Consider the following 18,405-nt stretch of genomic DNA (forward strand, 5'->3'; position numbering starts at 1 on the left):
GCAAGCCGGCGGGTTCTACTTAATCGTTACGGTAATCTTTTCGGAGACGACCGGAGGGACGTGTGGATAGTGCTCGGCATCGCCCAGCACGAGCTGAAGCGTGTGCTTGCCCGGCGGAAGTTCGATCCGGGCTTCGGTCTGACCCGCCCCGAAATGCAGATGTGACTTGTCTTGCGGGATCGGCTCGTTCGGATTGATGGGTTCATTCACGTCGACCAGGAGATGATGATGGCCGCTGTTCGGGTAATTGTCGCCCGCGTGGGTTACGCCCATATTGCGCAGACCAAAGCGACACCAGAATGCACCCTTGATGACGGCGCCGTTCTGCGGCCACACGAAGTAGAGGCGGGCATCCTTTGCGGCGGGTTTTCCCTGAGCGTGGGCGGCGAACGGCAGGCAAGTGAGTGCTGCTGACAGAGCGATCCATTGCAACACCTTCATGACTGCCTCGCAATTTCCTCATTGGGGTAGCGCAACGCGGAATCCGTGGGTGGGGTATCGCACGTTGGTGTCATAGCTGCCGCGGTTTGACGTCCGGGCATAATTGGAGTCTTTCCTCCAGGATCCGGAGCGAATGACGTGCGAGGCACAATCATTCTCAACCCACGCTGACCCGTCGGCTGGCGCGCCCTGATAATTCTTGTGCCAGCAATCCTCGACCCATTGGTCGACGGCACCGCCCATATCAAACAGCCCAAAAGGATTTGGCTTCAGGCTGCCGACCTTGACGGGTTGATCGACGGCTGGAATGTCGCTGCAGTTCCTGCAATTGACCATGCCGGGCTGAAATTGATCGCCCCACCAGTATCGAGTCTGCGTGCCGCCGCGCGCGGCATATTCCCATTCGGCTTCGCTCGGCAGGCGATATGGCTTTCGGGTGACTTGCGCGAGCCAGGCGACATATTGCTTGGCGTCGCTCCAGCTTACGTTTGTAACGGGCGCGTCGTCCTTTCCGGTCGCCGTAAACCCACATGCTTTTGCGGCGGCGCATGCATTCCATTCCCGCACCGAGACAGGGAATTTCCCCATCGCAAATGGCTTGACCGTCACCTGACGGATCGGTCTTTCCGAGATGTCCTCGTTGCTGCCCATCGTGAAGCTGCCACCCCGAAGGGAGATCGTCTCGGGGTCTCGCGCCGGTGCGGCTCCTTGCGTCGTCGGTGCCGTCTCGGGAACAGTGGGAGATGCGGGTGGCGTCAGCGGCGCCGCTTGCTTCTCCATCGGAGAGGCCTCCGGCTTGGGCGTCGCCTGTTGTTGAGTAGGGGCTACGGCAGGAGAGGGCTCGGGCGGCGGCGCCGGTTGTTTCGCAGCCGGCGCAGGCGCCTTCGACACTTCCGCCGGAGCTGAAACGGGCGCTGACGCCTGTTCTGTCGCCTTGCGCGCTGGCGCGAACATGCTCCAGAGAGTGCCTCCGGCAATGATCAGCAACGCAAGGATGAGCAGGAGGGTGAGGATCTTTTCGCGCCGCTTCCGGTTCTCGTGCAGTGCGGACGGGTCGGGAAGCACGCGGTAGACGCGCACCGGATCGGTGATGTTCTTGACCTTTCGATCCCCGAGCGACTCGTACCCGCAAACCAGCTTATGCTTGATCTGTTCGTAGATGCCGCCGGAGATGTAGACTTCGCCGGCTTTGGCGATGCCCTCGAGCCGCGTCGCAATATTGACGCCGTCGCCATAGACGTCGTCGGTTTCGATGATGACGTCGCCGAGATTGACGCCAATCCGATATTCGATCCAATGATGCTTGGGCAGTGCTGCATTGCGGCCAACCATATTTTGCTGGATCACGATGCTGGCGCGCACGGCCTCGACGGGACTGTCGAAAATGGCGATGAAGCCGTCGCCCGTGGTTTTGACGAGCCTGCCGTGGTGTTCTCTGATGCTGGGCTCGACGAGGTCGCGCTCGATCCGCTTGACGCGGTTGTGCGTCCCTTCCTCGTCGATCTGCATCAGGCGGCTGTAGCCGGAGATATCGCCCGCCACGATGGCCGCAAGGCGCCGCGGCATTGGCTCGCGTGCCTGTGGCTCGCGTGGCTGATCACCACCGCGGCCGGATTTGATGTCACGAATCTGGGCCATGGTTTCGATTGATTTCCTTGAGCTGTTGCACTTCCAGCGTGAGGCAAGCAATCTTTCCAGCATCCTTAGCGTACCATGCTGGCTGCTCTCGGCAAAGCAGCCTAGCCTCGGTTCCGCGGACTAAATGTGAGTACAATCACAGGGATGAGCTAATCGTTCGCCATATACTGATCGACCCGCCAGGTATGGGCTCGGGACCGAAGTACCGGTAACGCGGCCCGATCCTTGCAATCGTGTGAGCGCGGCGACAAGCACGCGGTGTCAGGACATGAAGGCGCGACGAGATGAGTTCCCTCGCGAAGGGGGATCAATTCTGTCCCGGCCATCTGGCGCGGTAGCGGATTTCACTGCCGTCGCGATTGGCCTGCCACGTCCCGAACTCCGGTGTATGCGGCGCCCTGGCCGATAGGCCGATCAGATAGAGACGGTCAGGCTGGCCCTTGATCTTGATCTCCAATTGCCGGTGCGCCGTGCGGAAGGCGAGTTGGACTTGGCCGGCGATGACCGGCTGGCCGTCATCGCGGCGGAACAGGTCGGGCCGTATCTCGCCCGGCATGGTGTTCAGATCGGTCTGCAGTTCGGCCGCCATGTCACGGGCCGAACTCGGCAATGCCGTTCCGGCAGGGAGGCGAACCTCAAAGACGAGAAGCGGGTCGGGGGCATTCGGATTGAGCCAGGGCGTCGCCGTCGTGACGGCATAGACATAATAGGTGGTGCCGGCCGCGGCGCAGAGCGCGACCAGAACCGCCGATGCCTTCAGGCTGTTGCGCAAGAGTCCGTCGCGGTTTTCTCCACTGCGCAGCCGCCTCGCGAGTGCGGTGCCGAGCAGGAGGCCTCCGATCGCGCCGCACGGGGCAAACACCAATAGCGCGAGCATGCCTGACAAGATCGGATCGGCCCGGTTTCCGAAGCCGACCAGCTCGAGCAGCAGCAATGTCGCGACAAAGCCAATGACCGCGCCGACGACCCCGCCGGCGACTTGCAATGAATTCTTCAAATGTTCCTCGAAGGTCTGAGCCAGCCGTCAGGCCAGCCCGCATTGGACGGGACTATCAGGCAATTCGTTCACGGCCTTCGAGGCTTAATGTGACTTTTCCATACGCGCCGGCGTCGCCGCCAGGCTCGGGGCATCAATGTCCGCTGTCGATCTCGGGCACTTTCCCGGCCGGCGGCGTGTTGCGGCTGCGCTGGGTGCGGACGATGCCGTCGATGATGGTCATGCCGATGCCGGGCAAGTCGCCGAGTTGCACGCTTTCGAGGATGTTCTTGCCAGGCGAATGCTGCGCCTTGTCCATCAGGACGAAGTCTGCCGAGCGGCCGACCTCGATGATACCGCAGTCGAGCTCGCGCATGCGGGCGGTGTTGCCGGTCGCAAGGCAGAAGGCGAGTTCGGCCGGCAGGTCGCCGAGCGAGGACAGCATCGAGACCATCCGCAAGATGCCGAGCGGCTGCACGCCGGAGCCGGCCGGCGCATCGGTGCCGAGGATGACGCGGTGCAGGTCGCCCATCTCGCGCGCGGTGCGCAACGTGAACAGTGCCGAGCGCTCATTGCCGTTGTGAACCAGCTCGAGCCCGCGCTTGCAGCCCTCGCAGATACAACGGATCTGGTCGTCGGGCAGCGCGGTGTGGCCGCCATTGATATGGCCGACCACGTCGGTATCGGCTTCCAGCACCACGTCCTTGTCGATCAGGCCGGAGCCGGGGATCGAGGGACCGCCGGTATGGATCGTGCTCTGGATGCCGTATTTGCGCGCCCAGCCCACCATCTTCCGCGCGGTCGGGCCGTCCTTGACGCCGCCTAGGCCGACTTCGCCGAGCAGCTTGACGCCGGCCGCGGCCATTTCCTTGAAGTCGTCTTCCACCATCTCGCATTCGATGACAGGCGCACCGGCGTGCACCTTCACGCCGCCGGGCCGCAGCGTCCAGAACGCGCGCTGCGCAAAGATCGCCATCGCCTTCACGCCGACCACGTCGCGGGGACGACCGGGCATGTGCACCTCGCCGGCGGAGATCATGGTGGTGACGCCGCCATGCAGATAGCTGTCGATCCAGTTGATCTGGTTCTGCCGCGGCGTCCAGTCGCCGGCGACGGGGTGGACATGGCTGTCGATCAGGCCCGGCGCGACGGTGGTGCCGTTGGCGTTGACGATCGTTGTGGCGCCCTCGATATCGACGTCCTTGAAGCGGCCGATCGCAGTGATCTTGCCGTTCTCGGCCACGATCGTGTCGCCGTCCAGGATCGGCTTTTCCAACGCCCCCGACAGCAGCAGCCCGATATTGCGGATCACCAGCTTGCTCGGGCCGGTCGCCTGGGGTGCATCGTGGGCCATGGTTTTTCCTTTTGGTTCAATGCCTTCGCCGGACATTCTGCCCGGCTTGACGATCGGATCAAGCTGGATTATTCATTTGTATACGAATGATCGTATACGAATGATACGGCCGGTCAATCCGGCCCGCAGGTCAGGAAACGGTGCGATGAGCAATTTCAACCAGGAAAGCGTCTTGAGCGTCCATCACTGGACCGACACGCTGTTCAGCTTCACCACCACCCGCGATCCCTCGTTCCGTTTCCGCAACGGCGAGTTCACCATGATCGGGCTCAAGGTCGGCGAGAAGCCGCTGCTCCGTGCCTATTCGGTCGCCAGCGCCAATTACGAGGACCGGCTCGAATTCTTCTCGATCAAGGTGCCGGACGGGCCGCTGACCTCGCGGCTGCAGCACCTGAAGCAGGGCGACGAGATCATCGTCAGCCGCAAGGCCACCGGCACGCTGGTCATCGACAACCTCGAAGACGGCCGCAACCTCTACCTGATCGGGACCGGCACCGGGCTCGCGCCGTTCCTTTCGGTGATCAAGGATCCCGAGACCTATGAGCGGTTCGAGAAGGTGGTGCTGCTGCACGGCTGCCGTCGTGTCGCCGAACTCGCCTATGGCGAGATGATCACCGAAAAGCTGCCGAACGACGAACTGATCGGCGAATACATCCGCAACCAGCTGATCTATTACCCGACCGTGACCCGCGATCCCTTCCGCAACCGCGGCCGCATCACCGACCTGATTACCTCGGGCAAGCTGTTCGCTGACATCGGGCTGGACTCGCTCGATCCCGCGCATGACCGCGTCATGATCTGCGGCAGCCCGGCGCTGGTGGCCGACACTCGCACGCTGCTCAACAGCCAGGGTTTTGTCGAAGGCAATCACGGCGAGCCGGCGCAGTTCGTGGTCGAGAAGGCATTCGCGGAGCGCTAGGCTTCTTGCGAAGCTAGGGTCTGACGGCGGGTGCCTCCATCGGCATCCCGCGCGCCCGCGACATCAGATACAATTCCAGCTCGACCAGTTCCGGCGCGCCATAATCATAGGCCTGCGCGCGGATGCCCGTGATGCACGCCCGCAGGCGCCGCTGCAGCGATCCCAGCGATTGCCATTCCAGCCGGTAGAGCGGGTAGCCGGTCGGATGTCCCTGCGTGATCGCGGAGCCGGCGAGGCGCTTGTCCCAGTTATCGTCATGGCAATTGGCGCAGCCGAGATTGAGTTGGCCCTGCCGCTGCAGGTAAAGCTCGCGTCCTTTGGCGATGAACGGCGCAAGCTGCGGATCGGCGCCGGTTTCGATCGGTGAGCCTTGCGACTGCCGCGCGACGAAGGCGGTGAGCGCCAGCAACTCGCGGCTCTCGAAGGGCAGCGGCGTCGCCTGCTGGTGGTTAGCGCGGCAGGAATTGATGCGCTGCTCCAGATCGACCGGACGGCCGGTTGCGTTGTCGAAAGCGGGATACCGGGCGGCGATGCCCTTCATGCTGGTGCTGATATCACCATGGCAATCGGCGCAGGCCTTTTCCGCAGCTCCCGACTTGCGCTTCCATAGCGTCTCGCCGTCGAGTACCCAGAGCATGCCGGGATTGGCGGTATCTTCGTCCTGCATCGCCCGGGTGTCCGGCTTCATGAAGCTGTAGCCGGAGCGGCGTTCGGCCTGCGGAATTTCGGTGGCGCCAACGGCGCCCGCCGCCAGCAGCGCGGCGGCTATGGCGCCGGCAAGCCTCATTCGACCGTGATCGAAGCGGACGCGGTTTCGGAAAAACCCTTGTCGCCGATCCATTCGAACTCGAACTTGCCGCTTTGGGTCGCGGTCGTGAAGAAGGTGATGAAGGGGTTGGCCGCGATCGCCGGAAACAGATCGGCGCGGAAAATCTCGGTGCCGTTGAAGCGGCAGGTAAAGCTCGTGATGATGTCGCGCGGCACGACTTCGCCAGTCGCCGTATGGCGATAGCCGGTTTCCATGATGTGCGACATCAGCGTCTTGATCTCGATAATGTCGCCGCGCTTGGCTTTCGCCGGCACGTTGATCAGTGCTGAAGCCATCAGATCACGTCCTCCGTGCAGGCGGCCAGCGTGACGACGACATCGACGGTGGCCGACCAGTACGAACCGTCCGAGAGTTTTGCGATCGCGACGATCTTCTGGCTGTCGGCGAGACGCACCCGGGTCGATACCTGCGCGCGGCCCGCCTGCGGACCGAGATGGAAGTTGCCGATGTTCGGCTGCGGGTTCTTTTCGTTGAAGACGTGGATACTTGCGACGTGATCTTCCGGCGCCATCGGGCTGGCGACGCTGACCGTCATCGGGACCGTATTGCCATTCTCGACCAGCGGGGGGATGTCGAGCTTGACCTTGCCCGTTTTCACCTCGGCGCCCCCGGTCACGCTGCGGATGGCGGAGGCGAGCATGGCGGGCGTCGCCTCGGCCGGCCGAACCGTGACGACGGGGACCGCGCCGGCCACGGCGGCGCCTCCGGCGAGACCGAGGAACCGGCGGCGTGTGGTATCGGGTCGTAGTTGCATCGCGTCTTCCTATTCGCGCAGCGTCACAAGATACGCCACGATATCTTCGATCTGTTCCGCCGACAGGATCGGCTTGTCGCGCCATGGCGTCCCGACACGTTGAAGTCCATCTACGCGGTAATAGGACGGCATGATCGTCTCGGCATTGAGGCGTAACGCATCCACCAGCCGCAGCCGGAGCTGGCCTTCCGACCAGCGGCTGCCGGAACCGGAAAGGTCGGGCGCCAGGTCGCCCTGGAATTTCTGTTCGGGAAATGGGCCGCTGTGGCAGAGGATGCAAGTGCTGGAACGTTCCACCACAAGTGCGCGCCCGCGCGCAGCATCGCCGGCCGCGCCCGTCAGCGACTGCGGAATGGCATCGCCATCGACGGCATAGAAGCGAAGTTCCGTTGCGGCAGCCAGGCCGGGCAGGGCGAGCATGAGCCCGGCAATGAAGCGACCCGACATGCGATAAGTGAGTCTAGCCAAAGACTTCCGCCGTGATGGTCGCAAACCAGGATTGCGCGTAGTCGGCTTCGCGCGCGCGGAATTCGCGGGGCACGTCCGCCGGGCTGACACCGCCGGCGCCTTCGACATCGGCCAGCACGCCGTTCTTCGGCTGGTAGACGCCGGCCACCGAGATGCCGTAGCCGGGAGCCGCGAGGCTGTAGCAGGTATTGATCAGCTTCGGCGCGGTTGGCGTGCCACCAGACAGCAGCGTGGCGATCGCGGCCGCGCAGACCTTGGCCTGCGAGTTCGCGGAGAATGCCGATTTCGGCATAGCGCCGGCGAGACAGGCATCGCCGATGACATGGATGTTCGGCGCCGATTTGGATTCGAAGGTGACCGGGTCGATCGCACACCAGCCGGTATTGTCGGTGGCGCCGGCTGACGTCGCGATACGGCCGGCCCGCTGCGGCGGAATGACGTTGGCCACCTTCGCGGTGTGGTTGCCGAAATCGGTGATCAGCGTGTTGGTCGCGGGATCGACGGCATTGACCTTGCCGCCCTGTGACAGCGAGACCCATTCGACCATGCCGGGATAAAGCTCCTTCCAGGCGTTCTGGAACAGGCGCTGCTTGGAGAAGGTGTCCTTGGCGTCGAGGATGAGCAGCTTCGAACGCGGCTTCTTGGTTTTCAGATAATGCGCGATCAGGCAGGCGCGTTCGTAGGGCCCCGGCGGGCAGCGGAACGGATTGGCGGGAGCCGATATCACCACCACGCCGCCATCGTCCATCGCCTCGAGCTGCTTGCGCAGCAACAGCGTCTGCTCGCCGGCCTTCCAGGCGTGCGGCATCTTAGCCGCCGCAGCTTCATCATAGCCTTGCAGCACGTCGAAACGCAGATCGACGCCGGGCGAGAGCACCAGCCGGTCATAGCCGAGCGAGGTGCCGTCGGCGAGGGTGACAGTCCGCGCCGCGTTATCGACGCCGGTCGCCGCCTGCGCCACCACGGTCACGCCGCCGGCGGCGATCTTGTCGTAGCCGAATTGCTGCTCCTCGATCGAACGCAGCCCGGCGATGACATTGTTGCTGAACGGGCAGGCGGTGAAGGTCTTGTTCGGCTCGACCAGCGTGACCTGCAATTTGGGATCGATCTGTTTAAGGGCGCGTGCGCAACTCGCGCCACCAAAACCGCCGCCGATCACGACGACGCGCGCCGCGGCTTGCGCGAATGCGGGCAGCGGGAACGTCAGTGCTGTTGCAGCGGCCGCGCTGGTGCCCAGGAATTTCCGGCGGCTGATGCGATGGCTGATACCCATGGCGGCCCCCTTACTTCTGTGCCGCGAGCCACGCCGCTATCGCGCGCAACTCGTCGTCCGTAAAACCCTTAGCTATGCGGGCCATCACCGTGGAGGGAACCGAGCCGTCGCGAAATCCGGTCATCGCGGTCACGATCTCGCCGGCATCCCGGCCGTATAGCCGCGAAACCGATGCAGCCGCCCCGGCAGAGTGACAGCCGGAACATGACGCCGCGCCGGGCGGAGGGACGGAGGCCGCCAGCACGGGCAGGTTCGACGCCACAATCGTTGCCACCCCGAGGATGATCGACAAGGTTTTCATCAGCAGCCCCTCCGGAAGGTGAAGCGGCGGCCCGAAGGCCGCCGCTGCTTTTGTCAGGCGAAGGTGATGTTCTGATCCCTCAGCGGCACCGAACGGATCCGCTTGCCGGTCGCCGCGAAGTAGGCGTTGAGCACCGCAGGCGCGGCGACGCCGATGGTCGGCTCGCCGACACCGCCCCAGAAGCCGCCGCTCGGCACCATCACGCATTCCACCTTCGGCATCTCGGCGATGCGCATGGAATTGTAGGTGTCGAAGTTGGTCTGCTCCATCTTGCCGTCCTTCACCGTGCATCCACCATAGAACAGGGCGGACAGGCCATAGACAAAGGAGCCCGCGATCTGCCGCTCGACCTGCGCCGGGTTGACGATGTAGCCGGGATCGGTGGAAGCGACGATGCGATGCACCTTGATCTTGTTGCCGTCGGTGACGGAGATTTCGGCAGCACCCGCGACATAGCTGCCGTAGCCCATCACCTGCGCAATCCCGCGATAGACGCCTTGCGGCGCGGGCTTGCCCCAGCCGATCTTCTCGGCCACCGCGTTGAGCACGGCGAGATGTTTGGGATGCTTGCTCATCAGCTTGCGGCGGAATTCCACCGGATCCTGGCCGATCGAATGCGCCAGTTCATCCATGAAGCATTCCATGTAGATCGCATTCTGGTTGACGTTGACGCCGCGCCAGAAGCCGGGCGGAACGTGCGGGTTGCGCATGGAATGCTCGACCAAGAGGTTCGGCACGGAGTAGCCGATCGCGGCATCGCCGGAAGGGCTCAAGCCCTGGAACGCGGCCGTATCCATGCCGTTCACCAGCGCCGCGGGACGCACGGTGTACAGGATCGACTGTCCCGACAATCGCACATGCAGCGCGGTGAGATTGTTGTCGGCATCGAAGGCGCCGGTCAGCTTGCACTGCGTGACCGGATGGAATTTGCCTTGCGCCATGTCCTCTTCGCGCGACCACAACAGCTTGACCGGCGTGCCCGGCATCTCCTTGGCGATGAGTACCGCCTGCCGGACGTAGTCGGTCATGCCACGACGGCCGAAGCCACCGCCGAGGATGAGCTTGTGCACCTCGCATTTCTCGGCCGGCAGACCTGAGGCTTCCATCGTGGCGGCGAACGCCGCTTCGCCGTTCTGGGTGCCGCACCAGACCTCGCATTTGTCAGCCGTGTAGACCGCGGTGGCGTTCAGCGGCTCCATCGTGGCGTGATTCTGGTAGGGATAGTTGTAGACCGCCTCGACCTTCTTGACGGCAGAAGCAATCGCAGCCTTGGCGTCGCCGTTCTGGTTGCCGATAAAGGCCGGCTGCGAATTGTCGAGGCCTTCGGCCAGCCATTTGGCGATCGACTCGCTGGAGACTTTGGCGTTCTCGCCTTCGTCCCAGACGATCGGCAGCGCGTCGAGCGCGGTCTTGGCGTGCCACCAGGTATCGGCGACGACGGCGACGGCGCTGTCGCCGACCTTCATCACCTTCTTGACGCCCTTCATGCCGGCGATCTTGGCCTCGTCGTAGCTCTTCAGCTTGCTGCCGAAGACCGGCGCATCCTTGATCGCGGCGTTGAGCATGCCGGGCAGCTTGACGTCGGCGCCATAGATCATCGCGCCGGTGGTCTTGTCGACGGTGTCGAGTCGCTTGACGCCCTTGCCGGCGATCTTCCAGTCCTTCGGATCCTTCAGCTTCACGTCGGCGTCCGCCGGCGGCGTGAGCTTCGCGGCGGCTTCAACCACCTTGCCGTAAGTCGTGGTCTTGCCCGACGGCGTATGGGTGATGACGCTGTTGGCCGCGGTGCATTCCGAGACCGGGACCTTCCACTCGTTCGCGGCGGCCTGCACCAGCATCATGCGCGCGGTGGCGCCGCCCTTGCGGACATATTCCTGGCTGGTGCGGATGCCGCGGCTGCCGCCGGTCGAGAAATCGCCCCAGGCGCGCTTGCGTGCGACACTTTGACCCGGTGTCGGATATTCGGTGACGACCTTCGACCAGTCGCATTCCAGCTCTTCGGCAACGAGCTGGGCTAGGCCGGTGAGGGTGCCCTGGCCCATCTCCGAGCGGGCGACGCGAATCACAGTCGTGTTGTCGGGGCGGATCACCACCCAGACATTGACTTCCGGCGAGCCGTCGGCGGCACGGACGACCTGCGGTCCGCCGAAGGGAATATCGAGGCCGATCGCAAGGCCGGCCCCCGCGGCAGCGGTGCCGATCACGAAGGCGCGGCGGTTGAGTTTGGGCATGACATGCTTGTTCATGGCATCACCTCAAGCGCTGGCGGCGGAGTGGATCGCCGCGCGGACCTGCTGAAAGGTCCCGCAACGGCAGATATTGGTGATGGCCTCGTCGATGTCCTGGTCGGTCGGCTTCGGCTTCTCCTTGAGAAGGGCCGCAACGGCCATGATCATGCCGGCCTGGCAATAACCGCATTGCGGCACGTCGTTGGCGACCCAGGCCTGCTGCACCTTGTGCAGCGTGCCGCCACTGGCGAGACCTTCGATCGTGGTGATCTGCTTGCCGACAGCTTCGCTGACGGTGATGCCGCAGGAGCGCATCGCGACGCCATCGATGTGCACGGTGCAGGCACCACATTGTGCAATGCCGCATCCATATTTGGTGCCGGTCAGCCCGACGTTCTCCCTGATTGCCCAAAGAAGCGGCGTGTCGTCTTCGACGTCCACATTGATCGATTTGCCGTTGATTGTGAGATTTGCCATCGCGTATCCCCTGTTCGCTCCATCCACCGAGGGAGCTGCGGCCGGGAAGATGGCCCGCAACTTGGAATAGTTCAAATCAAGAAAATGCGTTTTCGCGCAAGATAGAAAAAGCGTTTTCGGGCCGGATGAAAGTTGACCGGCCGGTGTTGCGGCGGGGCGGGCGCGGTCGTCCCCATCGATGTGGCCAGGCTAATCCGCGCTATCGAGACGTTCGTTCAGCATCTTCAAGGTCCGGCTGGCAGCTGCAAGCTCATTGGGCGTGATCCCCTTGGCCAGGGCATTTGCCCACGGCGCCTGCAAACTCGTGGCGGCCGAAAAGGCATCCTGCCCACGCCGGGTCAGCGCAACGAGATGGGCGCGGCGGTGATTTGGGTTGGGGCGCAGCTCGACCAGGCCGTCGTCCCGCATCTCGTTGATGATGCGCTGAACGCCCTGGCGATTAAGCCCCATGCTCCGCGCCAGCCATGCCACCGGCTGCAGTGTTGGCGAAAGGGCGATCGCACCCAGCACCTGCCAGCGCGCGCTGGTCAGGCCGAGATCCGCGACAAGGCTGTCGCCGGCCGCGAGCAGCCGTCCATTGAGCCGGAACACCGCCAGCACCAGATCGGTCAGGGCCTCGCCGCCGGACGTATGTCGCTTTGTTGCCATTTGACTACTAGTATCCAAGATGACAACATATTGTCAATATGAGAACGGTATGTGGAGTAAGTCATGTTTGCAGGACAGCTAGCGATGATCGTCGCCGCGGCATTCGCCGGCGCCGCGTTCTACGTCAACTTTGCCGAGCAGCCGGCGCGCCTGGGTCTCGATGACCGGGCTCTCTTGAAGCAATGGAAACCAAGCTACGATCGCGGCTTCATGATGCAGGCGAGCTCCGCGGTGATTTCGGGCGTGCTCGGCCTGATCGCCGCCTGGGCGACTTGGGACTGGCGCTGGATCATCGGTGCGGTGCTCATTCTCGCCAACTGGCCCTATACGCTGATCTGCATCATGCCGACCAACCGTGCGTTGAAGGCGATCGACGAGAACGACGCCGGCCCGCAGTCACGGGCGCTGATCGTGAAATGGGGAGGGCTGCACGCGGTCAGAACAGGCCTCGGGATCGCGGCAACGCTGGCCTATCTGTGGGCGCTCAACTAGCGGCAGCGGCCGTCATGTTTTCTCTGTGCCTACGGTCAGGCGCAGGAAACTCATCAGGCTCCCGAGCGCGGCAAATCCGGCTCCGAGCGCCAGCGCCACCGTCGCACCATTGTGGCCGGCGAGCGCAAAGCACAGGGCGGCGAATGCGGCGCCGAGGGTCTGTCCGGTCAGGCGTGCGGTGGCGACGATGCCGCTGGCGCTGCCACTGCGATGCGGCGGCGCGCTCGACATCAGCGCCCGCAAATTCGGCGTTTGAAAAAAACCGAAGCCGATGCCGCAGATCACCGTGCGCCAGACGATGTTGGCAATGCCGGGGTCCGGCGGCAGCGTCGCCAGCAGCGCCATGCCGATGCCGAGCAGCACCAGCCCGATGCCGCCGAGGATGCCGACCGGATAGCGGTCGGAGAGCCTGCCGCCGATCGGCGCCATGATCGCCACCACCAGCGGCCAGGGCGTCATGAAGAAGCCGGTCTCCACCTGTGAGCGGTGCAGCACGTCCTCGAAGTAGAAGGGCAGCGAGACGAAGGCCAATCCCTGTACCGCAAACGCGCAGACCGAAGTTGCGGCCGACAGCGCGAACATCGGCCGCCGGAACAGGTCGACCGGCAACATCGGCGCCGGATGGTCCGCATTCCTGCGGGTCAGCAGCCAGCCGAGTATCAAGGCCGCACCCACCTCCAGTCCGACGAGGGCGGGTGGCGCCTGATGCGCGGCGCTGCCGATGCCGATGATGAAGAGCCCGAGGCAGCTTGCGGTCAGCGCCGCGTTGGCAAAATCGAACGCATGTTTTGCGCGCGGCGTTTTCGGCAGGGTCTTCAGGCCGATCCAGATCGCGATCACGCCGAAGGGGATGTTGATCGCAAACAGCCACGGCCATGTTCCGAGCGCAAGGATCGCCGAGGCAATGGTCGGGCCGAACGTGAATGCCGTTCCGACCACCAGCGCATTATGTCCGAAGCCGCGGCCCAGCATGCGGGTCGGGTAGACGAAGCGGACCAGCGCCGCATTCACGCTCATGATGCCGCTGGCGCCGAGCCCCTGCAGCGCCCGGGCCGCCGTCAGGCTGGGCAGCGACCATGCCAGGGCGCAGCCGAGCGAGGCCAGCGTGAACAGGATGAGGCCGCCGATATAGATTCGCTCATGGCCGACGATTTCGCCGAGCGCGCCGAGCGGCAGCAGCGTTGCCACCAGCGCGATCTGGTAGATGTTGACCACCCAGACCACGTCGGCCGGGCTGACATGGAGGTCGGCCGCAATCGCAGGAAGCGCCACGTTCGCAATCGCCGTATCCAGCGAAGCCAGCGCCAGCGCCGTAAAGATCGCCGCGACCGCCCAGCGCCGGAGTTCCGGGGGCAGGCCGTCGATGGGCGCGGCTGATGGCTTTGCGGTTGCATCTGCGGACATTCGGTTGGGCACTCCACGCCTTGGGGGCGGTCGCGCCCAGAGCGGCGTGTACTACGGACGCGGCACAAGCCACAGACACATCGCTGCATGATGCATATGCGAAGGGATGGGCGACGTCCGCCGCGCCATATCCGCGCGCCGACTATCGGATACCTTTCCGCCTGCCAAGCGATCGACTAGGCTTGGGCGCAGAGCGACCGCAGTTTTATAAAAAGACGGTCACCGGCGAGGGAAGACGCTTTGGACGGACTGGCGAGCCGGCGCGGCGAAGTCATGCTTAGCGCGAGTGGGGGCGGGCGTGGGCGCGTAGGGGCCAGCCTGTGGGTTTCGCTCCTGCTGGCGATCCTCGGCTTCCTCGTCATCTATCCGATCCTGATGCTGCTGCTAGGCGCACTCACCGACACCAATCCGGTGGTCGACGGCATCCAGCTCAGTCACCTCTCTGTCACGAACTTCCTCACGGTGCTGGCGAACCCGAATGTCGCCGAGGCGCTCTTCAACACGCTGATTGCCTGTGGCGGCGGCACGCTGATCGCGGTCGTGGTCGGATTGCTGTTCTCCTGGATCGTCGTCCGCACCAACACGCCGTTCAAGGGTTTTATCGCGGCCGCCAGCATTTTGCCGCTGTTCGCGCCGCCGCTGGTTGCGGGCGTGGCTTGGGCCATTCTCGGCTCGCCGAAGACCGGCCTGATCAACACCATGTTCAAATGGGTGGGGCTGGACTGGCGCGTCGATTTCTATTCGATGTGGGGACTGGTGTTCGTGTTCGGCATCTACTACGCGCCGTACGTCTACATGTTCACCTCGTCCGCGCTGCGCAACATGGACCCGAGCCTGGAGGAGGCCGCCGAGATTTCCGGCGCCAGCGCGTTCGCGACGCTGTTCACGGTGACGTTCCCGCTGATCATGCCGGCAATCGTTTCGGGCATGCTGCTGTCGTTCATCGTCATGCTCGGCATCTATGGCATTCCCGCGGTGCTGGGTGCGCCGACCAACCTTGCCGTGCTGACCACCTACATCTTCAAGCTCACCAACTGGTCGCCGCCGCTCTACAACACCGCCGCGGCGGTTGCGATCATCCTGATGGTTGTAACCGGCCTGCTCGTATTCCTGCAGCACAAGGTGCTGAGCGGCCGCAGCTACACGACGGTCGCCGGCAAGGCGTTCCGGCCGCGCAGCCTCGATCTCGGGCGCTGGCGCTGGTTCACCTTCGGTCTCGGCATCGTCTATCTCCTGGTCGTGGTGGTGCTGCCGTTGCTCGCGCTTATCGTCGCGGCATTTCGAAAATTCATGTTCATCCGCGACATCAGCAGCCTGTTCGACGCCAGGCAGTATTCCCTGGTGCATTTTCACAGCATCTTCGACAATCCGCTGACCATGCGCTCGATCTATAACTCGGTCGAGGTCGGCATCATCACCGCGGTGGTTGGCGGCGCGCTTGCTTTTGCGATCGGCTACACCATCCACCGCACCCAGGTGATGGGTCGCCGCTGGATCGACGTGATCTCGACCCTGCCGGTGGCGATCCCTGGCCTCGTGGTCGGCGTCGCCTATCTTTGGGCATGGATCGGCATTCCCGGCGGGCTCTACGGCACCATCTGGATTCTGGCGCTGGCGTTCATCGCGCGCTTCATGCCCGATACGGTCAAGTCGCTGTCGACCTCGTTCCTGCAAATCCACCGCGAGCTCGAGGAAGCGGCCTGGGTCTGCGGCAAGGGCGTGCTCGGCACCATCAGGACGATCGTGCTGCCGCTGGCGCGGCCGGGCGTGATGGCGTCGATGACACTGCTGTTCGTGCTTGCGATCCGCGAACTCGGCTCGTCGCTGTTCCTCTACACCAGCAACACCATGGTGATGTCGGTGCTGCTGCTCGACTACTACGAGGGCGGGAACCTCGGGAAGACCGCGGCATTCAGCCTGGTGCAGACCGTTCTGCTCGGCGTGCTCATCGGCGGCGCCAACTATTTGTCGCGCGGTGCGGCGCAAGGCAGCGTCGCGCGGACCGGATAACAAAAGCGAAGGGAGGAATTTGGTTATGACTATGACTGGAAGGATCCTCACCAACATCGTTGCCGCCGCCGGCTTCGCCGGTCTCGGACTCATAGGAGGCGTGCAGGCGCAGGAATTCGGCTCGCCCGAATTGATCGCGGCGGCGAAGGCCGAAGGCAAGCTGGTGTTCTACACCGCGAATTTCGCCGAGGTCGAACAGCAGGTCATCAAGGCCTTCAACAAGCGCTTCCCCGAGATTAAGGTCGAGATGGTGCGCGCGCCCGGCGGCCAGTTGATCACGCGTGTGAAGACCGAGGCCGCGGCCGGCAAGCTGATCGCCGACGTGGTCGATCATTCCGACCGGGCGCTGATGCAGCCGATGGCCGACATGTTCCAGCCCTATGCGCCGCCGAACGCGGCCGACTACAATCCCGACGCGCAGATCGCGCCGCAGCTGTGGCCGCGCGCCACGCTGGTATGGTCGATCGCCTACAATACCGAGCTGGTCAAGAACCCGCCCAAGACCTGGATGGACCTCACCAAGCCCGAATACAACAAGCTGACCGGGCAGGTGATCGCCCCGTCAGGCGGCACCACATGGACCCGGGTGATGTTCGAGCGCCAGGTGCTCGGCGAGGATTACTGGGCCAAGCAGGCCGCGACCCGTCCGGTGCTGTATCCATCGGGCGCGCCGATGTCGGATTCGCTGGTGCGCGGCGAAATCGCCATGGGACCGTTGCTCTACAACGCGATCTATCCGAAGCAGAAGGACGGCGCGCCGATCCAGATCTTCTTCCCGCCCGAGGGCGCACCGGTCAATCCCTACGCCACCGGCATTCCGAAGACCGCCGCGCATCCCAATGCCGCAAAACTGTTTCTCAACTGGTGCCTGTCGAAAGAGGGCCAGACCTTCATGATCAAGGAGCTCGGCAATCTCACTTCCTTGAAGGTGCCGCCGGCCTATCCGGAAGGCTTCGATCCCAAGGTGGTCAAGGTCTGGTTCCCCAAGTTCGACGAGTATGTGAAGTTGCACACGGCCTGGGTCGCCGAGTGGAACAAGACCTACGGCTACGCGCAATGATCGTCACAGCATTGGAATTGTCGGACCGATGACGGCGACCCTCGAAGTTACCGACCTGCGCAAGCAGTTTGCGATTGGCCGGCCGGCGATCGACGGCGTCAGTTTCGGCGTGCCGGCCGGCGAGATCGTAGTACTGCTCGGCCCCTCCGGCTGCGGCAAGACCACGACGCTGCGCTGCGTCGCCGGGCTGGAGCATCCGACATCGGGTGAGATCAGCATTGCCGGCAAGGTCGTCTCGTCACCCGAACGCGGCATTCTGGTGCCGCCGCGGTTACGCGATCTCGGGATGGTGTTCCAGTCCTACGCGGTGTGGCCGCATATGACGGTGCGGCAGAACGTGGTCTATCCGCTCAAGCACCGCAAACTCTCTCGCGCGGACGCCCGCCGCAAGGTCGACGAGGCGCTCGAACTGGTCGGCCTGTCGGAATATGCCGAGCGGCCGGTGGTCGCATTGTCAGGCGGCCAGATGCAGCGCGTGGCGCTCGCGCGCAGCATCGTCTACCGGCCGCAACTGCTGCTGCTCGACGAGCCCTTGTCGAACCTCGATGCAAAGCTGCGCCTTCGGCTGCGTGATGACCTTCGCGTCATCCTCAAGCAAACCGGCATGACGGCGCTGTACGTCACCCATGACCAGGCTGAGGCGGTGGTGCTGGGCGACCGCATCGGCGTGATGCGCGACGGCAGGCTGTTGCAGATGGATACGCCTGACGCGATCTATAACCGTCCGGCGGATCTGTTCGTCGCCAACTTCACCGGCGCGACCAACGAACTCGCCGGCACGCTGGTGTCGCGCAACGGCCAATTCGGCACGGTCGATTTCGGCGAGGGACGGCGCGGCGAGGTGGCCCTGCTGCATCCGCTCGGCCCGGACGAAAAGGTACGCATCGCGCTGCGGCCGGAAAACATCACCATCGGCCCGCACAACGGCGCCAACATCTTTTCCGCCCGCGTGCTCGACCGCCGCTATCAGGGCACGCAGACGGCTTACGGCATCGAACTGTTCGGCCGGCGGCTGGAGGTGGTCGAACTCGGCACCGCGGCCCGCCATCAGGTCGGCGTCGAGACCCAGGTCTCGCTGCCGAAGGAGTGTTGCTGGGCTTATCGCGATACGGGGCCGACGGCGTATGAATAGG

Annotated in this window: 19 protein-coding genes; 5 read left to right on the forward strand and 14 right to left on the reverse strand. The window is 63.9% G+C overall.

Annotation, left to right across the window (positions count from 1 at the left end; genetic code table 11):
* Nucleotides 1–15: 15 nt before the first annotated feature.
* The 4 genes from CQ12_RS01115 to CQ12_RS01130 form a co-directional block, all read right to left on the reverse strand.
* The gene (locus CQ12_RS01115) at nt 16–441 is read right to left on the reverse strand and encodes a DUF4399 domain-containing protein (RefSeq protein ID WP_057833523.1); all 426 of its coding nucleotides are present in this window, start codon (nt 439–441) and stop codon (nt 16–18) included.
* 18 nt (nt 442–459) lie between these two features.
* Entirely contained in the window at nt 460–2,079 is a 1,620-nt protein-coding gene (locus tag CQ12_RS01120) for an SUMF1/EgtB/PvdO family nonheme iron enzyme (protein WP_057833524.1), read from the reverse strand.
* Between the two features lie 307 nt (nt 2,080–2,386).
* Nucleotides 2,387–3,076 (reverse strand): hypothetical protein, encoded by a 690-nt coding sequence (locus CQ12_RS01125; RefSeq protein ID WP_057833525.1) that lies wholly within the window; start codon nt 3,074–3,076, stop codon nt 2,387–2,389.
* Nucleotides 3,077–3,209: 133 nt separating this feature from the next.
* Complete coding sequence (locus CQ12_RS01130) at nt 3,210–4,409, reverse strand: amidohydrolase family protein (RefSeq protein WP_057833526.1); 1,200 nt, start codon at nt 4,407–4,409, stop codon at nt 3,210–3,212.
* A 145-nt stretch (nt 4,410–4,554) separates the two neighbouring features.
* Between CQ12_RS01130 and CQ12_RS01135 the strand changes: the two genes are divergently transcribed.
* On the forward strand, nt 4,555–5,328 hold the full coding sequence (locus tag CQ12_RS01135) for a ferredoxin--NADP reductase (RefSeq protein ID WP_057833608.1): 774 nt from the start codon (nt 4,555–4,557) through the stop codon (nt 5,326–5,328).
* 13 nt (nt 5,329–5,341) lie between these two features.
* On the opposite strand, the gene soxA is transcribed toward CQ12_RS01135, so the two are convergent.
* The 9 genes from soxA to CQ12_RS01180 form a co-directional block, all read right to left on the reverse strand.
* On the reverse strand, nt 5,342–6,115 hold the full coding sequence (soxA, locus tag CQ12_RS01140) for a sulfur oxidation c-type cytochrome SoxA (protein ID WP_057833527.1): 774 nt from the start codon (nt 6,113–6,115) through the stop codon (nt 5,342–5,344).
* Complete coding sequence (gene soxZ, locus CQ12_RS01145) at nt 6,112–6,432, reverse strand: thiosulfate oxidation carrier complex protein SoxZ (RefSeq protein WP_057833528.1); 321 nt, start codon at nt 6,430–6,432, stop codon at nt 6,112–6,114. Before soxZ ends, soxA begins: the two co-directional genes overlap by 4 nt.
* Complete coding sequence (locus CQ12_RS01150; protein WP_057833529.1) at nt 6,432–6,911, reverse strand: SoxY-related AACIE arm protein; 480 nt, start codon at nt 6,909–6,911, stop codon at nt 6,432–6,434. Before CQ12_RS01150 ends, soxZ begins: the two co-directional genes overlap by 1 nt.
* Before the next feature lie 9 nt (nt 6,912–6,920).
* Nucleotides 6,921–7,358, reverse strand: a complete 438-nt coding sequence (gene soxX / locus CQ12_RS01155) for a sulfur oxidation c-type cytochrome SoxX (protein WP_198164041.1) — start codon at nt 7,356–7,358, stop codon at nt 6,921–6,923.
* 13 nt (nt 7,359–7,371) lie between these two features.
* On the reverse strand, nt 7,372–8,652 hold the full coding sequence (locus tag CQ12_RS01160) for an NAD(P)/FAD-dependent oxidoreductase (RefSeq protein WP_083519062.1): 1,281 nt from the start codon (nt 8,650–8,652) through the stop codon (nt 7,372–7,374).
* A 10-nt stretch (nt 8,653–8,662) separates the two neighbouring features.
* A complete protein-coding gene (locus CQ12_RS01165) occupies nt 8,663–8,953 on the reverse strand; it encodes a c-type cytochrome (protein WP_057833530.1) in 291 nt (96 codons plus the stop codon).
* Nucleotides 8,954–9,006: 53 nt separating this feature from the next.
* Complete coding sequence (locus tag CQ12_RS01170; protein WP_057833531.1) at nt 9,007–11,199, reverse strand: xanthine dehydrogenase family protein molybdopterin-binding subunit; 2,193 nt, start codon at nt 11,197–11,199, stop codon at nt 9,007–9,009.
* A 9-nt stretch (nt 11,200–11,208) separates the two neighbouring features.
* Complete coding sequence (locus tag CQ12_RS01175; protein ID WP_057833532.1) at nt 11,209–11,658, reverse strand: (2Fe-2S)-binding protein; 450 nt, start codon at nt 11,656–11,658, stop codon at nt 11,209–11,211.
* 189 nt (nt 11,659–11,847) lie between these two features.
* The gene (locus tag CQ12_RS01180) at nt 11,848–12,306 is read right to left on the reverse strand and encodes a MarR family winged helix-turn-helix transcriptional regulator (protein ID WP_057833533.1); all 459 of its coding nucleotides are present in this window, start codon (nt 12,304–12,306) and stop codon (nt 11,848–11,850) included.
* 63 nt (nt 12,307–12,369) lie between these two features.
* Here CQ12_RS01180 and CQ12_RS01185 point away from each other — a divergent pair, with 63 nt between their 5' ends.
* Nucleotides 12,370–12,798 (forward strand): anthrone oxygenase family protein, encoded by a 429-nt coding sequence (locus CQ12_RS01185; protein WP_057833534.1) that lies wholly within the window; start codon nt 12,370–12,372, stop codon nt 12,796–12,798.
* Between the two features lie 12 nt (nt 12,799–12,810).
* On the opposite strand, the gene CQ12_RS01190 is transcribed toward CQ12_RS01185, so the two are convergent.
* Nucleotides 12,811–14,202, reverse strand: a complete 1,392-nt coding sequence (locus tag CQ12_RS01190) for an MFS transporter (protein ID WP_057833535.1) — start codon at nt 14,200–14,202, stop codon at nt 12,811–12,813.
* 273 nt (nt 14,203–14,475) lie between these two features.
* Between CQ12_RS01190 and CQ12_RS01195 the strand changes: the two genes are divergently transcribed.
* From CQ12_RS01195 to CQ12_RS01205, 3 genes are read left to right on the forward strand one after another with little or no spacing between them, the layout of a single operon-like run.
* Nucleotides 14,476–16,212: an ABC transporter permease gene (locus tag CQ12_RS01195; RefSeq protein WP_057833611.1), complete on the forward strand. Its 1,737-nt coding sequence runs from the start codon at nt 14,476–14,478 to the stop codon at nt 16,210–16,212.
* Nucleotides 16,213–16,237: 25 nt separating this feature from the next.
* Nucleotides 16,238–17,272, forward strand: a complete 1,035-nt coding sequence (locus CQ12_RS01200) for an ABC transporter substrate-binding protein (RefSeq protein WP_245309668.1) — start codon at nt 16,238–16,240, stop codon at nt 17,270–17,272.
* Between the two features lie 28 nt (nt 17,273–17,300).
* A complete protein-coding gene (locus tag CQ12_RS01205) occupies nt 17,301–18,404 on the forward strand; it encodes an ABC transporter ATP-binding protein (protein ID WP_057833537.1) in 1,104 nt (367 codons plus the stop codon).
* Nucleotide 18,405 lies beyond the last annotated feature (1 nt).

Source organism: Bradyrhizobium jicamae (assembly GCF_001440395.1).
Lineage (GTDB): Bacteria > Pseudomonadota > Alphaproteobacteria > Rhizobiales > Xanthobacteraceae > Bradyrhizobium > Bradyrhizobium jicamae.

Bases quoted from the DNA above. Each gene is read 5' to 3' on its own strand.
- CQ12_RS01175 (WP_057833532.1), bottom strand. From the start codon at position 11,658: ATGGCAAATCTCACAATCAACGGCAAATCGATCAATGTGGACGTCGAA.
- CQ12_RS01120 (WP_057833524.1), bottom strand. From the start codon at position 2,079: ATGGCCCAGATTCGTGACATCAAATCCGGCCGCGGTGGTGATCAGCCA.
- CQ12_RS01200 (WP_245309668.1), top strand. From the start codon at position 16,238: ATGACTATGACTGGAAGGATCCTCACCAACATCGTTGCCGCCGCCGGC.
- CQ12_RS01185 (WP_057833534.1), top strand. From the start codon at position 12,370: ATGTTTGCAGGACAGCTAGCGATGATCGTCGCCGCGGCATTCGCCGGC.
- CQ12_RS01170 (WP_057833531.1), bottom strand. From the start codon at position 11,199: ATGAACAAGCATGTCATGCCCAAACTCAACCGCCGCGCCTTCGTGATC.
- CQ12_RS01195 (WP_057833611.1), top strand. From the start codon at position 14,476: ATGCTTAGCGCGAGTGGGGGCGGGCGTGGGCGCGTAGGGGCCAGCCTG.
- CQ12_RS01180 (WP_057833533.1), bottom strand. From the start codon at position 12,306: ATGGCAACAAAGCGACATACGTCCGGCGGCGAGGCCCTGACCGATCTG.
- CQ12_RS01160 (WP_083519062.1), bottom strand. From the start codon at position 8,652: ATGGGTATCAGCCATCGCATCAGCCGCCGGAAATTCCTGGGCACCAGC.
- CQ12_RS01190 (WP_057833535.1), bottom strand. From the start codon at position 14,202: ATGTCCGCAGATGCAACCGCAAAGCCATCAGCCGCGCCCATCGACGGC.
- CQ12_RS01130 (WP_057833526.1), bottom strand. From the start codon at position 4,409: ATGGCCCACGATGCACCCCAGGCGACCGGCCCGAGCAAGCTGGTGATC.
- soxX (WP_198164041.1), bottom strand. From the start codon at position 7,358: ATGTCGGGTCGCTTCATTGCCGGGCTCATGCTCGCCCTGCCCGGCCTG.
- CQ12_RS01115 (WP_057833523.1), bottom strand. From the start codon at position 441: ATGAAGGTGTTGCAATGGATCGCTCTGTCAGCAGCACTCACTTGCCTG.
- CQ12_RS01165 (WP_057833530.1), bottom strand. From the start codon at position 8,953: ATGAAAACCTTGTCGATCATCCTCGGGGTGGCAACGATTGTGGCGTCG.
- CQ12_RS01205 (WP_057833537.1), top strand. From the start codon at position 17,301: ATGACGGCGACCCTCGAAGTTACCGACCTGCGCAAGCAGTTTGCGATT.
- soxA (WP_057833527.1), bottom strand. From the start codon at position 6,115: ATGAGGCTTGCCGGCGCCATAGCCGCCGCGCTGCTGGCGGCGGGCGCC.
- soxZ (WP_057833528.1), bottom strand. From the start codon at position 6,432: ATGGCTTCAGCACTGATCAACGTGCCGGCGAAAGCCAAGCGCGGCGAC.
- CQ12_RS01150 (WP_057833529.1), bottom strand. From the start codon at position 6,911: ATGCAACTACGACCCGATACCACACGCCGCCGGTTCCTCGGTCTCGCC.
- CQ12_RS01135 (WP_057833608.1), top strand. From the start codon at position 4,555: ATGAGCAATTTCAACCAGGAAAGCGTCTTGAGCGTCCATCACTGGACC.